Annotated in this window: 16 protein-coding genes; 4 read left to right on the forward strand and 12 right to left on the reverse strand. The window is 44.4% G+C overall.

Translation table 11 applies throughout. The features are described 5' to 3' along the window. Positions 1–2: 2 nt before the first annotated feature. The 4 genes from ACOJRU_RS08650 to ACOJRU_RS08665 all read left to right on the forward strand — a co-directional run bounded on the left by ACOJRU_RS08650 (position 3) and on the right by ACOJRU_RS08665 (position 2,893). Positions 3–650: a LysE family translocator gene (locus tag ACOJRU_RS08650; RefSeq protein WP_421134609.1), complete on the forward strand. Its 648-nt coding sequence runs from the start codon at positions 3–5 to the stop codon at positions 648–650. 77 nt (positions 651–727) lie between these two features. Next, a complete protein-coding gene (locus ACOJRU_RS08655) occupies positions 728–1,477 on the forward strand; it encodes a stress protein (RefSeq protein WP_421134610.1) in 750 nt (249 codons plus the stop codon). Then, the gene (locus ACOJRU_RS08660) at positions 1,470–2,261 is read left to right on the forward strand and encodes a glucosaminidase domain-containing protein (protein ID WP_421134611.1); all 792 of its coding nucleotides are present in this window, start codon (positions 1,470–1,472) and stop codon (positions 2,259–2,261) included. The genes ACOJRU_RS08655 and ACOJRU_RS08660 overlap by 8 nt, the downstream gene beginning before the upstream one ends. Beyond that, on the forward strand, positions 2,258–2,893 hold the full coding sequence (locus ACOJRU_RS08665) for a DUF2987 domain-containing protein (protein WP_421134612.1): 636 nt from the start codon (positions 2,258–2,260) through the stop codon (positions 2,891–2,893). The genes ACOJRU_RS08660 and ACOJRU_RS08665 overlap by 4 nt, the downstream gene beginning before the upstream one ends. Here the strand turns inward: ACOJRU_RS08665 and rssA are convergent. The 12 genes from rssA to ccoN form a co-directional block, all read right to left on the reverse strand. Beyond that, a complete protein-coding gene (gene rssA / locus ACOJRU_RS08670; protein ID WP_421134613.1) occupies positions 2,885–3,841 on the reverse strand; it encodes a patatin-like phospholipase RssA in 957 nt (318 codons plus the stop codon). The two genes, ACOJRU_RS08665 and rssA, sit on opposite strands and share 9 nt — an antisense overlap. Then, complete coding sequence (gene ttcA, locus ACOJRU_RS08675; protein ID WP_421134614.1) at positions 3,842–4,795, reverse strand: tRNA 2-thiocytidine(32) synthetase TtcA; 954 nt, start codon at positions 4,793–4,795, stop codon at positions 3,842–3,844. Positions 4,796–4,897: 102 nt separating this feature from the next. Continuing rightward, on the reverse strand, positions 4,898–5,824 hold the full coding sequence (uspE, locus tag ACOJRU_RS08680) for a universal stress protein UspE (protein WP_421134615.1): 927 nt from the start codon (positions 5,822–5,824) through the stop codon (positions 4,898–4,900). A gap of 101 nt (positions 5,825–5,925) precedes the next feature. Continuing rightward, positions 5,926–6,666 (reverse strand): fumarate/nitrate reduction transcriptional regulator Fnr, encoded by a 741-nt coding sequence (gene fnr, locus ACOJRU_RS08685; protein ID WP_421134616.1) that lies wholly within the window; start codon positions 6,664–6,666, stop codon positions 5,926–5,928. 51 nt (positions 6,667–6,717) lie between these two features. Beyond that, positions 6,718–7,377 carry a sulfite exporter TauE/SafE family protein gene (locus tag ACOJRU_RS08690; protein ID WP_421134617.1) on the reverse strand — a complete coding sequence of 220 codons (660 nt, stop codon included), beginning with the start codon at positions 7,375–7,377 and terminating at the stop codon, positions 6,718–6,720. Beyond that, the gene (gene ccoS / locus ACOJRU_RS08695) at positions 7,374–7,580 is read right to left on the reverse strand and encodes a cbb3-type cytochrome oxidase assembly protein CcoS (RefSeq protein ID WP_421134618.1); all 207 of its coding nucleotides are present in this window, start codon (positions 7,578–7,580) and stop codon (positions 7,374–7,376) included. The genes ACOJRU_RS08690 and ccoS overlap by 4 nt, the downstream gene beginning before the upstream one ends. Positions 7,581–7,584: 4 nt before the next feature. Further along, positions 7,585–9,960, reverse strand: coding sequence for a heavy metal translocating P-type ATPase (locus tag ACOJRU_RS08700; RefSeq protein ID WP_421134619.1), 2,376 nt, complete (start codon positions 9,958–9,960; stop codon positions 7,585–7,587). After that, on the reverse strand, positions 9,960–10,439 hold the full coding sequence (locus ACOJRU_RS08705) for a FixH family protein (protein WP_421134620.1): 480 nt from the start codon (positions 10,437–10,439) through the stop codon (positions 9,960–9,962). Before ACOJRU_RS08705 ends, ACOJRU_RS08700 begins: the two co-directional genes overlap by 1 nt. Positions 10,440–10,557: 118 nt before the next feature. Beyond that, positions 10,558–11,511, reverse strand: a complete 954-nt coding sequence (ccoP, locus tag ACOJRU_RS08710) for a cytochrome-c oxidase, cbb3-type subunit III (protein ID WP_421134621.1) — start codon at positions 11,509–11,511, stop codon at positions 10,558–10,560. Between the two features lie 16 nt (positions 11,512–11,527). Next, complete coding sequence (locus ACOJRU_RS08715; protein ID WP_421134622.1) at positions 11,528–11,689, reverse strand: cbb3-type cytochrome oxidase subunit 3; 162 nt, start codon at positions 11,687–11,689, stop codon at positions 11,528–11,530. A 1-nt stretch (position 11,690) separates the two neighbouring features. Further along, positions 11,691–12,296: a cytochrome-c oxidase, cbb3-type subunit II gene (gene ccoO / locus ACOJRU_RS08720; RefSeq protein ID WP_421134623.1), complete on the reverse strand. Its 606-nt coding sequence runs from the start codon at positions 12,294–12,296 to the stop codon at positions 11,691–11,693. A 15-nt stretch (positions 12,297–12,311) separates the two neighbouring features. Next, positions 12,312–13,745 (reverse strand): cytochrome-c oxidase, cbb3-type subunit I, encoded by a 1,434-nt coding sequence (ccoN, locus tag ACOJRU_RS08725; protein WP_421134624.1) that lies wholly within the window; start codon positions 13,743–13,745, stop codon positions 12,312–12,314.

Below are 13,745 nucleotides of genomic sequence, written 5' to 3' on the forward strand. Positions count from 1 at the left end.
GTATGTTGTATATTGATGAATTTATCACAATTGCGTTAGTCCACCTCGTTGCGGTGGCAAGCCCTGGACCTGACTTTGCCATTGTGGTGCGCAATAGTATTGCGTACGGTAGGCGCATCGCGATATTTACCAGCATCGGAATTGGTACAGCCATTCTCTTACATGTGGCCTATTCGCTAGTGGGGTTAAGTGTTGTGATCGCAACCACACCGTGGTTGTTTACCACCATAAGCTATATCGCCGCAGCTTATTTGCTATATCTTGCGGTAGGGGCGCTAAGAAGCGGTCCTGAAAACGCCAATCCTGCCAGTAATACAGTGAACCAAGACAAGCAAGTGCGTGCTGAGCACAATACCATTAGTGCAAAGAAAGCGTTATGGATGGGCTTTCTCACCAATGGCCTAAATCCGAAAGCGACATTATTCTTTGTATCGTTATTTACTGCCATCATTGATATCAACACGCCTTTTTCCGTGAAGTTTGGATATGGTTTGTACCTTGCGATAGCCACCGGTCTATGGTTTTGCTTTTTATCCTATCTATTAAGTACCAGTAAAGTGGCTGAGCTCATTGGACGAAAGGGCTATTGGCTTGATCGTATCATGGGGGTGTTACTTATTGGCTTAGCGGTTAAGCTTGTTGTGGGTTAAATTTTTGTACACGTTGGGGTGAGGTGAAGAAATGCTGTATAATCATGCCGAAATAGCCCGCAGTGATAGAGGAATGCGTGGAGAATAATAGTCAATCTGAAAAGCCTGAAGATAGCGTAATCGAGAGCACATTGTCGGGTGAGCGTGATATTGATGTGAAATCAGTGTTTATTCGTGCGAATCAACTCGTCAAAGGAAATTTTTCGACGTTATTCCAAGGTGTATTCGTACTTTTCCTTATGTTTGTAATGCTAGGGGTGGTGGCACAAAGTTTTATCACTATAAACGCCGATGGCTCTTACATTATCGAGCATCAATCTCTCATTGAAATAGCAGCAGTGTTTGTTCTCTCTCCACTCGTGGCTGGCCTTTATATGGTAGGCGTAGCCCAAGCCCGTCGTGAGCCGACCACTGTGTTCTCTATGTTTAAGTACTTACCGCTTGTTTTCGTAACAGCACTCACACAGCTCATTATTTCTATTATTGTTCAACTCGGTTTGGTTTTACTCATTGTACCTGGCGTATATGTGTGGATGGCGAGTATCTTTTCATTAATGCTGGTTTCTGACAAACAGATGACGCCTATTCGCGCACTCATATTGTCCTGTAAAGTATTCAATGTGTATTGGAGAAAACTTACTGCTGTTTTTGCCGTTTTCGTCTTGCTGTTTCTTACCGCACCTTTGACGTTTGGCTTATCATTAGTATGGGTGCTTCCACTTTACTTTAGTGTGTTCGGGTTACTCTATAACGACCTCTTCGGAGGGGAAGATAGTATACCTAAGGACGACGCTGTAACGACTAGCGAGTCTACTTTTGATGCATAAACGTGAAACGTTAAAAATAGTATTAGTCACCCTTGGTGTATTAGCTGTCATTGTTATCAATGCGCTAATATTGACGAAAGATGAGCCCGATGTGCTCGATATACCCGAAACTGTTCAAACCAAAAAGGGTGTTCCCGATTTCACGGCATTTAACGATACCAAAGCAAAGAAAAAAGCGTTTTTTGATTATTTGCGCCCCGAAGTTGAAAAGCAAAATCAATACCTATTGTCGTTGCGACATTATGTTCAAACGCTTTATCGTCAGTCATTAGGGGATGAAGTGCTGAGTGAAGACGATAACGAAAGAGTCGCGTGGTTGGTAAAGGAATACCGCGTAAACGATTCACTTTCATTGAATAATACGTTACTTGCACTATTAGAAAAAATTGATGTTGTACCGGTTGAGTTGGTGTTAGTTCAAGCGGCAAATGAATCAGCATGGGGTACCAGTCGATTTGCACGGAAAGGATATAACTTTTTCGGGTTATGGTGTTTTTCGAAAGGCTGCGGATTTGTACCAAGCCGTCGTAATGACGGCGCATCACACGAAGTGGCTAAATTCGATAATGTCTCTCGTGCAACGTATACCTACATGCGAAACTTAAATCGTCACGATGCGTACAATGAGCTTCGAGAAATACGAAGTCGTTTACGCGCAAATCAATTACCCATTAGCGGTACTGCACTTGCAGAAGGGCTAATGAATTATTCTGAACGTGGCGCTGCTTATGTAGAAGAATTACAAGCAATGATCCAATATAACGAGGAGTTTTTGAGCGAATGATACGCAAGATTGCACTGCTATCGAGTATGTTATTTTTAAACAGCGTAGCAGCTGAAACCATTGATGTCGCTTACAGTCGTTTTTACAGCCACGTAAAAAAGCTTGATAATGAAGACACACAAGCGCTTCAATTCGCTTTTGGTTTTTTACGTGTGGGTGAAGGGCGTTTGTGTGCTATTGAATCGGCCGATATCATTACCGACAAAAAGACAATGGCGCTGTCTGTTACAGATGAGGGACGCTTTACTGTTCCTTTAGAGCGCGCACTGAAACTTGCTGATGCCTACGTGAAAATTTCGTTGGAAGAGCGCGCGAACGTTTGCGATATGTCAGTTCAGTTAGAGACGCAGCCAACGTATTTGAAAGCGTCTTACACAAAAGAAGAGCTTCAGTTTTTATATGAGCAATACGAAGCATTCTTTAATGAAATGGGGAGCTTCTTGTCGTTTATGATGCCTTCAGTCACAGGGCTTATGATTCAGTTTGATGACAAGAATCTAGACTACCGTACCCAAGAAGGGTTATCCATCGTTAACGGTGTACTGCGAATCGAAGAGCGCTGGCTTAAAGAAGGAAAAACGCTCACGCTGCCGCACGCCCCACTTCGAATTACTGCTATCGCTTCAAGTTAGTAATTGATAACGAATTTGCTCTGCTAAACGGTTGATGGTTTCTTCACCTTTGATGCAGAGCTCTTCCGCTCGATGAAATTCCATAATACCGACATCGGTTAGCTGAGGTTCAATTAATATATCCGGCGGATCGCCTGCAAGCCTAGACCGTGTAACGCGGGCCTGCAAAATCTCTAATGAGCTACTCATCACACTCATTATGCCCGGCGGGTTACTCTTTATTGGTTTAGTGACCATGTCGGTTGCATTATCTACCAGTTCCGTGCTTTCAGCTTCTCCACCCTCAGCCTTATTATCAGGTGAGAACCATTGACGCAATACGTTCTGGCTTTTGGTAAAAAAGTCTTCTGTCTTACGCTGGTTTTCTTCGTGATCTTGACGAAGTTTTTCTAAGCGCAGCGGCCTAAAGTCGGCATTGAGGTTAACCGCGATGACAAAATCGGCGCCCAACTGACGACATAAATTCACGGGCACAGGGTTAACCACTGCGCCATCAACTAGCCATCTGTTTTCGTATGCAACAGGCGTGAAAAGGGCGGGGATAGCACAAGACGCTTGAATAGTGTTACCTACCTCTCCAGCGTTAAATATCACTTCGCGTCCGGTATACAGGTCGGTAGCCACCGACGCAAAAGGCTTTTCCATTTCTTCATAGGTCGAGGCACAGAATTCAGTTGCCAGTTTATCAAATACTTTTTGACCGCTGGCAAGGCCACCTCTTCGAAGACCTACGCCCATCAGCGCCAACACTTGCCATTCTGATAATGAGCACGACCATTCTTTTAACTCATCAAGCTTACCGCTTGCGTAAGCTGCACCTACATAAGCGCCAATAGAACAGCCCGCAACAACGTCTATCTTGATCCCAAGCTTTTCTAACGCTTGAATAATACCAATATGCGTCCATCCACGTGCTGCACCGGCACCAAGAGCGAGGCCTATTTTCATTTATTTAGGTTCCATTATATTTACAACTTGGATACTGTCGCCATCGATAGCTTCATCAACGACTGGCGCGTGGTTAAACGACGGTGTGTCAAAGCCAATATCGCCATCTTCAACGGGACCGTTTTGTGTGGTTATCGAGGCAAAGTCATGCAAGTTCTTATCAACCAAGTGAGAGGGAGCCACGTTTTGAAGCGCTGTAAACATCGACTCTATTCGCCCTGGAAAACGTTTGTTCCAGTCTTGTAGCATGCTTTTGATATTCTGACGCTGCAAGTTTTCCTGAGAACCGCAGAGATTACACGGAATAATCGGGAATGCAGCTATCTGAGAATATTTCTCGATATCTTTTTCAGTACAGTATGCAAGCGGGCGAATAACGATATGCTCGCCGTTATCGCTGACCAATTTAGGCGGCATTGATTTCAACTTACCACCATGAAACATATTTAAAAAGAAGGTTTCTAGCATGTCGTCACGGTGATGGCCTAGTGCGATTTTAGTCGCACCAAGTTCTTTCGCTGTGCGGTATAAAATACCTCGACGCAATCGTGAACAGAGGGAACAGGTTGTTTTTCCCTCAGGGATTTTATCTTTAACGATAGAATAGGTATCTTCTTCAACTATTTTGTATTCAACACCAATGGTGTCTAAATACTCAGGAAGAATATGTTCTGGAAAGCCTGGCTGTTTTTGATCCAGGTTTACCGCAATAATATCAAAATGAATAGGCGCAATTTTCTTTAGAAACATAAGAATATCGAGCATCGTGTAGCTGTCTTTCCCACCAGATAGACACACCATCACTTTGTCGTTATTCTCAATCATTCCAAAATCGCTGATAGCCTTTCCTACATTGCGGCGAAGGCGCTTTTGGAGTTTATTAAAACTGTACTTTTGTTTGCTCTTTGCCGAAGGCGTTGTGGCAAGCCCCGCAGATTCTGCGCTTAGATTCATAATGGTTAAAACTGCTTAATTCAAAACGCTACATTATACAGCAATTATTGCCACAACAAATAGTGAAGACATAACCCCAACGGCATTGTACTCTCACAAACGTTAGCGCTTAGCGAGGGGACTAACGAAACCTTCTGGTTTCACCGCAAGTACATCACAGTGTAACTCGTCGATAACATGCTCGGCCGTATTGCCGATTAGCGCGGCTGAAAACCCTGTTCTACCTACCGTACCTATTATCACGAGTTCGGCGTCTTTCTCTTTCGCTAGTTGTGGTATCACTTTCTCGGGCACGCCCTCTTTTACAAAACACCGTGATTCATCAATGCCATATTTAGTGGCATGTTTTACCATTTCGTCATGATGATGATTTTTAACCGCATTGTAGTACTGTTCCGGGTCGAACTCAGGCACTTCGATTGCAATGTTAAGAGGCGTGGAGGGAAAGCTATTCACTAAATTTACGTTGCCGCTTAGTAAATTCGCGTAATCATCGGCAATGACCGTGATTTTTTCATTTAATTGTGCGTGCGCTTTATCTTCGGTTCCAACATTGATTGCCGCGATTATTTCACCGTCCTCTGGCCAGTCGTGATCTTTTACGAGTAATACGGGGCTCGGGCTTTTTCTCAGTAGGTGCCAATCAGTGGGAGTAAAGATAACAGACACCAAGTCGTCATGTCGCTTAGTGGCTTTAACGACTAAATCAATATTGTTGTCGATGGTGTAGTGAATAATGGATTCATACGAACGGTTACACCATTCAACCACGATATCGACATTTGCGATGTTGAGGTTTTTAAGACTATCGGAAAACCATTTAGCGTGATCAGCGGTAACGGCATCACGCATCGCTTCGCGCTCTTCAGGGCTTAGCATCGTTGTCATGTCGTATGACAAGTCATAAACCACGAGCAGTGCAGTTACGGTTGCCCCGGTTTTCTTTGAAAGTTCTAGGGCACGTTGTAGGGCGGGGTGGTCGTCCCGCTCTAAATCGATAACGGCTAGTATGTGCTTGTACTCAATCATAAATTCTCCCGCTACAGCAGATGAAATATTATTATGATTTAAGTGTAATACGGTTTTCCTAAAATGTTACTTGTTTCAGATCAAGCAACGTTTAATTCTACTTATCCGTTGCACACAATGCTTGGGCCGCTTAATACGCTCAGGCGACTATTAATTGAGTCGAAGTCGAGAATGCTGATAAGTCTGCCATCAACTTTAATTAGCCCTTCTTTTTGAAAGCGGCTTAGTAAACGGCTAATGGTCTCTATGGTTAGGCCTAAGTAGTTACCTATCTCGTTTCTTGTCATGGTAAGGTGAAACTCTCTATGAGAGAAACCACGTTCTTCAAAACGCTGAGACAAATGGTTGATGAAATAGAGTAAGCGCTCTTCTGCTGTGCGTTTGTTCAGCAACATTATCATGTCATGGTCTTGCTTAATTTCGGCACTCATAAAGCTCATGATTTGTTGACGTAATTTAGGAAATTGCATCGACATTTCATCAAGTGTTTCATAAGGAAGTTCACAGACCATCGCTGTTTCTAAGGCTTGGGTATAGCTGGGATGGCGGTTTTCTCTGAGCGCATCAAAACCAATGATATCGCCGGGGAAATGAAAACCAATTACCTGTTCTTCGCCGTCCTGATTGGTGACAAAAGACTTAAAAGAGCCCGTTCTAACAGCAAATAGTGAAACAAACTTATCACCAGAGTTTATTAGCGCGTCTCCCTTATGTAGGGGCTTTTTGCGTTCGATAATGTCATCTAACGATTCAATTTCCGTTTTATTTAACGCAACGGGTAGACATAAATGACTAAAACTACAGTTTTGACAATGTATTGAAAACTGGCTTCCATGGCTCATACTAGGGCTCCATAAATCACGTGCACCTTTTTTACGATATTACTACTTTCATCAAAAGATTGCTCGATAAATTAATAATATCGCATACATCAATATAGCGGAGGCGATAAGCTGCCTTGTGATTGGATGCTGAAAACCTCGAACGAGATAATCTACACTAAAACTTGCCGCAATAAGGGTAGGTAGCGTGCCTAGGCCGAAAAACAGCATGATGAGCGCGCCATCCAGAGAGCTTGATGATGACAATGACCACGTAAGTGTTGAATATACCAGCCCGCATGGCAGCCATCCCCAGATAAATCCGTAGGGAAGGGCATGCAATGGTGTTGAAAAAGGAATAAAGCGTTTAGATAGCGGCTGAATACGTTTGAATATACCTTGCCCTAACGACTCTAGTGCATTAAGACCTTTGTACCAATTCCCTAAATACAACGCTAACATAATAAGCATGACGCCACTGAAAATAGTCAGTATCGTTGACGCATTCGGTAATGTACGATTAAGTATGGTTCCGAGCGCACCGGTTAAAGCGCCTGCTATGGAATAGCTGACGATACGCCCTACGTTGTACATAAGCGTAAACGGTAGGGGCGACCTGTGTGACGGGGTTGCCATGCGAAGTGCTACGACAATTCCGCCGCACATCCCAATGCAGTGAACCCCTCCAGCGAGACCGATAAGAAACGCAGAAAGAAGGTTGAAATCTGTCATTGCTGTTCGCTATCTTGTTGAATTTTTTTTCGTTGCTCTGCCAATTTCTTTTCTTCAGGCGGAAGGTCATCATCGAACAAAATACTGTAGCCTTGCCTATCTAAGTCTTCAAATTGATTCGATTTTACCGCCCAAAAAAAGATAACAATAGCGAGCGCTACGATAATGATAGCAACCGGTATTAATACATAAATGATGCTCATAGGGTTACCTCAATAAACGCGTTGAATTTGTCACCACAATAATACTGCTTAGCGACATGCCGACTACCGCCATCCACGGCGACAGAAGTCCAGTAACCGCAAACGGAAGAATAATAAGGTTATACCCGATAGACCACGCGATATTCTGACGTATTTTCACCTTAACACGCTGCGCAACATCCATCAGCAAAGGCACCGATAATAAGCTATCACCAAGCAAAATAATATCCGCAGCGGTTTTAGCGACATCAGTCGCGTTTCCAACCGCTACGGCAACATCTGCACTTGCTAACACAGGCGCGTCGTTAATACCATCGCCCATCATTAGCACTCGTCGCCCCTCTGCTTGAAGTTGTTTAACTCGCTCGTATTTTCCCTCAGGCGAAAGACTGCCTTGTGCGATAGAAACAGGCAGCGTCGACGTAAGTGCGTCTACATTGTCTTGTGTGTCACCGCTCAACACAATGAGATCGTTCTTCTTCAGTAAATTCAGCGTATCGTTTACATCTTTTCGTAGCGAATCGCTAACCAAGAAAGCAGCAATTAATGTATCGTTGGCACACAGAAAGACATTGGCATGAAATGGAATATGCTCGTGCGAGGGTAACCCGCAAAACGATGCCGTTCCCATGGTAAACGCGGTATTATTGATTCGTCCCGAAATGCCGTTACCAGGCGATACGGTGAATGATTCAACCGAAAAAACAACGTCACCGTCAAACGCTTTAGCAATAGGGTGTTCAGAGCGAGACTCTAACGCCGTTGCAAGCTTCATTACTTCGTATTCATCAACACCTTGTGCTACCCATCGCTTGCTTATGGTAAATTTTCCCTCTGTTAGCGTACCTGTCTTATCTAAACAGATAGTATTGATGTCGGTTAGTTGTTCTAACGCGTCGGCACGTTTTAACAAAACGCCTTGTTTATTTAGCTTTGCCATTGCGCATGTTAGTGCCGATGGCGTTGCTAAACCAAGCGCGCACGGGCAGGTCGCAACAAGTACTGAAATGGTTATCCAGAATGCTTGGTCGCTGCCAGCGGCATACCAATAGCCATAAGTGGCAAGTGAAATTAACAATACGGCTGCAACGAAATAGCGAGAGAAATTGTCAGCGAGTTGTGCAGCTTTTGGCTTTGAGGCCATTGCACTTGCTTGCAGCCTGACAATTTGGTTAACCAGCGCGTGTTTGAGCGTTTTCGTGACCCGTACGGTCAATACACCATCTTGGTTAATCGTGCCGCCATACACGTGGCTATCGACGACTTTATGAATGGGATCAAACTCGCCGGTTAACATAGATTCATCAACCGATGCGTTTCCTTCAATTACCGTACCATCAACGGGTATTGTCTCTCCTGCCTTTATAAGCACAGTGTCGCCAACACAAAGCTGTTTCGCTAAACATTGATGAATTTTACCATCAGCGCTAAGTCTTGTTGCTGATACAGGAATGTATTGCGTCATATTGGCGGAGATTTGAGAAGCACGGTGCCGGCTCCTGTGTTCTAAAAAGCGACTTAGCAGCAATAAGAAGATAAACATGCAGATTGATTCGAAATACACGTCTCCTTGCTCGAGAACCGTAGAGCGTAGCCCCGCGAAATACGTACCGAAAATGGCAATGGTGACGGGAACGTCCATGTTGACGGTGCGAGCGCTCATTGCTTTAACTGCACCTAAGTAAAACGTACTGCCCGAATACAAAACAACAGGGGTGGTTAACGTAAGCGCAATCCAATAAAAATATTGTTTCGTTTCATGCTCGATGGCGCCGAACCAATCAAAGTACAAACCGGCCATTAACATCATAACCTGCATCGTCATCAACCCGGCGAGACCTAGCTTCTTTAGAAAGGTTTTTTGTTCGCGTTTATAGCTCGCCTCGTGTTCGTCATATTGAAACGGAGAGCCGGTGTAACCAATGCGCTTTAACGATGTTAAGATCTGACTGAGCTTTATGTCATGAGGAGACCAGGTAACAAGTGCTCTGCGCTCTTGCACATTCACCGCCACCTGTTGTACGCCCACGACTTTACTTAGTTGTTTTTCTATCAACCACCCGCACGCTGCACACGTTATTCCCTCTAACGTTAACTGAATTTGTTTATGTTGCCCCTCATCAAAAACAAACTCTTCCTGTAACGCAGGTTCATCATAAACGTTTAATGTATCAAGTTGCGCAAGAATGCCATCATCAGATTTCTTTGCTGGCTCGGTGCGAAATTGATAATAATCTTCAAGACCGTTATCAACGATCGCTTGCGAAACCGCCTGGCAACCAGGACAACAAAGACGTCTCGATTGACCAAGAATGACCGTCTCATAATGATGACTGCGATCATTAGGAAGACCGCAGTGATAACATGTTTTTTCAGTCATTATGGATTAAATGTGAATACGCCAGAGTAGGGAAGCTGGACAATATTCTGAATTTTCCAGCTTTCATCAATCGGCGTTAGCGATATACGCCATTTACCGCTCAAATCTTCTTCAATAAAGCCGCGGTACTTGCCACTTGCGTCGCGCGTCAGCAGCACGTCTACATCGCGCTCTTCAAGTGTGACATGATAAAAGGCCAGCTTAACTGCATTACCATCTTGTGGAATGCCGGAGTGAAACGTGAGTGTAATACTGCCGTTGTCTATTAAGAGGTCGGTAGTAATATTTTTCTTTTTAGCGGCAGCAACCTTATCAAGGTTTGCATTTATCGCCTTTCCTTCTTTGTAGTAATCGTCAACAACAAGGCTATCTTCTGTGGATACGGCCAAATGAAGGAGTACGCCGCCCATAATAAGTGTAATAACCGGTACCGCAATAAGAAACCACGGCCAAAACTGTTTATACCAAGGTGTATTCATGAATTACTCATATTCGCTAAAATGAAGAGGTGACAGGTAACATGCCTGATTGCATTATTTTCTCATAAAAAAAGCCCCGTGGTAACGAGGCTTTTTATGATATTAATGAATTAAATCATTAATCATTTGAAAGGCTGTAAACATAGGCTGCAACAACGTGGATTTTGTCATCACCCAAGGTTTTCTTGAATGATGGCATAACACCATTACGACCGTAAGTAAGCGTTTCTGTTACTGCGCGGTGGCTTCCGCCGTATAACCAGATGTTGTCGGTTAGATTCGGAGCACCAAGCATCTGGTTTCCTTTTCCGTCCATGCCGTGACACGCTGCACACGCTGCGAAACGTGCTTTACCTGCTTCCGCTTTTTGAGGATCTACGTCTCTACCGCTTAAGCTTAGTGCATAGTTGACAACTTCATCGATTCCGTCTTCACCCATCGCATCTAGCCAAGCTGGCATAGCGGCTTTTCGGCCTAACGTTAACGTTTCAACAATCTTGGCACCTGAACCGCCGTACAACCAATCATTATCGGTAAGGTTAGGGAACCCACCATTTTGGCCGCGTGCATCAGAACCATGGCACTGTGAGCAATTTTGTAGGAATAAACGCTGTCCTACTTTATTCGCTTCAGGGTCTTTGGCTAAATCTTCAACGGGCACCATCGCATACGCTTCAAAGATTGGGTCAAACTGGGTTGCAGCAAAATCGAGTTCACGATCATACTCAACCAATTTACCTTGCTCTTTTGCGTCGATACGCGCTTGAAGTGATTCTTCAAGTGATTGCACATTTTGGTTAGAGCTTCTCCAACCTAAAAGGCCTTCGTATGCGCCCAAACCCGGGTAAAGCGCAAGATAAATAAAGCCCCAAACGATGGTCATGTAGAACATAATTGTCCACCAACGTGGAAGCTGGTTGTTTAGCTCCTCGATGCCATCGAACTCGTGGCCCATTGACTCACCTTCTGGAACACCCGTCTGGTTGGATAAACACCAGCGCAGAAGGAAGTAGCAACCAATGATCAACCCTAGGGTTATCACTGAAATCCAAATTGTCCAAAACATACTCATGAGTTCAAGACTCCTGCTAATCTTCTTTTGATTTTTCTTTTTCTTCGTCTGCAAACGGTAAGTTTGCGGCTTCATCGAACTTTTGTTTGTTGCGGCTACTAAACGCCCACCAAACAACACCGATGAAGCTAACAAAGACGATGACAGTAAAAATGCTGCCTACGATTCCTTGATCCATATTATTTCAAATGTGTGCCAAGAGATTGTAAGTAAGCAATAAGGGCTTGCATCTCTGTTTTACCCTGAACTGCCGCTTTTGCACCCGTAATATCTTCGTCAGTATACGGAACGCCGAAACCACGGAACACTTCCATCTTCTCTGCAGTTAATGCGCCGTCAAGCGTATTTTCTGCCAGCCATGGGAAACCAGGCATATTCGATTCTGGAACAACATTACGCGGGTTTAGAAGGTGAACTCGATGCCACTCATCACTGTAACGACCGCCTACACGTGCAAGGTCTGGCCCAGTACGCTTAGAGCCCCAAAGGAAAGGGTGCTCCCATACTGATTCACCTGCCACGCTATAATGTCCGTAACGTTCGGTTTCAGCGCGGAAAGGACGAATCATTTGACTGTGACAGCCAACACACCCTTCACGGATATAGATATCGCGACCTTCTAGCTCAAGCGCAGTATAAGGACGAAGGCCAGTTACCGGCTCCATCGTCTGCTGCTGGAACATTAGCGGTGTAATTTGGACCATGGCACCAAAGCTGATGGCCACTAAGATAAGAACGGTAAGTAAACCAACGTTCTTTTCAATTAACTCATGTGGATTTTTCATATTCGGTCTCCTCAATTACGCTGGCTGTGTCGCTGGGTCTGCAGCGATACTGCCTTTAGGGGCACGAACGGTTTTCCATGTGTTGTAGGCCATAACAAGCATACCGGCAACAACGAAACAACCACCAATGAAACGAACCACATAGAACGGCTTAGACGCTTCTAGCGACTCAACAAAGCTATACGTTAATGTACCGTCAGCATTCACTGCACGCCACATAAGGCCCTGAAGTACACCAGACATCCACATTGCAACGATATAAAGCACAACGCCGATTGTGGCAAACCAGAAATGAACGTTAACAAGCTTAGTGCTATACATTGCTCGCTGGCCAAACAGGATAGGGATTAAGTGGTAGATTGAACCAATCGATACCATCGCAACCCAACCAAGCGCACCAGAGTGAACGTGACCGATTGTCCAATCAGTATAATGCGATAGCGCATTAACCGTTTTAATTGCCATCATCGGCCCTTCGAAGGTAGACATACCGTAGAAAGACAATGAAACAATAAGGAAACGCAACACAGGGTCGGTGCGAAGTTTATGCCATGCACCAGAAAGCGTCATAATACCGTTTATCATTCCACCCCATGATGGAACAAATAGGATAATAGACATCACCATGCCCAACGATTGTGTCCAATCGGGTAGAGCAGTGTAGTGAAGGTGGTGAGGACCAGCCCAAATGTATAAAGAGATAAGTGCCCAGAAGTGAACAATCGACAATCTATATGAGTAAACAGGGCGTCCGGCTTGCTTCGGTACGAAGTAATACATCATACCTAAGAAACCAGCAGTCAGGAAGAAACCAACCGCGTTGTGCCCGTACCACCACTGCATCATGGCGTCTACTGCGCCCGCATACAACGAATAAGATTTTGTGAATGAAACTGGAATAGCCATACTGTTACCGATGTGTAGTACCGCAACGGTAAGCATAAACGCACCCAAAAACCAGTTCGCAACATAGATGTGCGACACTTTACGGATTACGAGTGTTCCAAAGAAATTAATAATGTACGCAATCCAGACTAGCGCAATCAAGATATCGATTGGCCACTCTAATTCAGCATATTCTTTAGAGCTTGATAGTCCAAGTGGCAGCGTAATTACTGCTAAAACGATCACTGCCTGCCAACCCCAAAAGGTAAAAGCAGCTAGCTTGTCACTGAACAGTCTTACCTGGCTGGTACGCTGAACGATATAGTACGACGTTGCAAACAACGCACATCCACCAAACGCGAAAATAACAGCGTTAGTGTGAAGGGGTCGCAAACGCGAAAATGTTAGCCATGGTGTGTCAAAGTTGAGCATAGGTGCAAATAATTGCGCGGCAATAAATACCCCTAGACCCATACCAATGATACCCCAGACTATGGTCATGATGGTAAATTGCCTAACTACTTTATAATTGTAATCAGGTTGTGCTTGGCTTATTTCACTCAT

The organism is Alteromonas algae, from assembly GCF_049117195.1.
In the GTDB taxonomy this organism is placed as follows: domain Bacteria; phylum Pseudomonadota; class Gammaproteobacteria; order Enterobacterales; family Alteromonadaceae; genus Alteromonas.

Coding starts and splice junctions, on each gene's coding strand:
- fnr (WP_421134616.1), bottom strand. CDS start 6,666: ATGAGCCATGGAAGCCAGTTTTCAATACATTGTCAAAACTGTAGTTTT.
- ACOJRU_RS08665 (WP_421134612.1), top strand. CDS start 2,258: ATGATACGCAAGATTGCACTGCTATCGAGTATGTTATTTTTAAACAGC.
- ccoS (WP_421134618.1), bottom strand. CDS start 7,580: ATGAGCATCATTTATGTATTAATACCGGTTGCTATCATTATCGTAGCG.
- ccoO (WP_421134623.1), bottom strand. CDS start 12,296: ATGAAAAATCCACATGAGTTAATTGAAAAGAACGTTGGTTTACTTACC.
- ACOJRU_RS08650 (WP_421134609.1), top strand. CDS start 3: ATGTTGTATATTGATGAATTTATCACAATTGCGTTAGTCCACCTCGTT.
- ACOJRU_RS08700 (WP_421134619.1), bottom strand. CDS start 9,960: ATGACTGAAAAAACATGTTATCACTGCGGTCTTCCTAATGATCGCAGT.
- ttcA (WP_421134614.1), bottom strand. CDS start 4,795: ATGAATCTAAGCGCAGAATCTGCGGGGCTTGCCACAACGCCTTCGGCA.
- ACOJRU_RS08690 (WP_421134617.1), bottom strand. CDS start 7,377: ATGACAGATTTCAACCTTCTTTCTGCGTTTCTTATCGGTCTCGCTGGA.
- ACOJRU_RS08705 (WP_421134620.1), bottom strand. CDS start 10,439: ATGAATACACCTTGGTATAAACAGTTTTGGCCGTGGTTTCTTATTGCG.
- ACOJRU_RS08660 (WP_421134611.1), top strand. CDS start 1,470: ATGCATAAACGTGAAACGTTAAAAATAGTATTAGTCACCCTTGGTGTA.
- uspE (WP_421134615.1), bottom strand. CDS start 5,824: ATGATTGAGTACAAGCACATACTAGCCGTTATCGATTTAGAGCGGGAC.
- rssA (WP_421134613.1), bottom strand. CDS start 3,841: ATGAAAATAGGCCTCGCTCTTGGTGCCGGTGCAGCACGTGGATGGACG.
- ACOJRU_RS08715 (WP_421134622.1), bottom strand. CDS start 11,689: ATGGATCAAGGAATCGTAGGCAGCATTTTTACTGTCATCGTCTTTGTT.
- ccoN (WP_421134624.1), bottom strand. CDS start 13,745: ATGAGTGAAATAAGCCAAGCACAACCTGATTACAATTATAAAGTAGTT.
- ccoP (WP_421134621.1), bottom strand. CDS start 11,511: ATGAGTATGTTTTGGACAATTTGGATTTCAGTGATAACCCTAGGGTTG.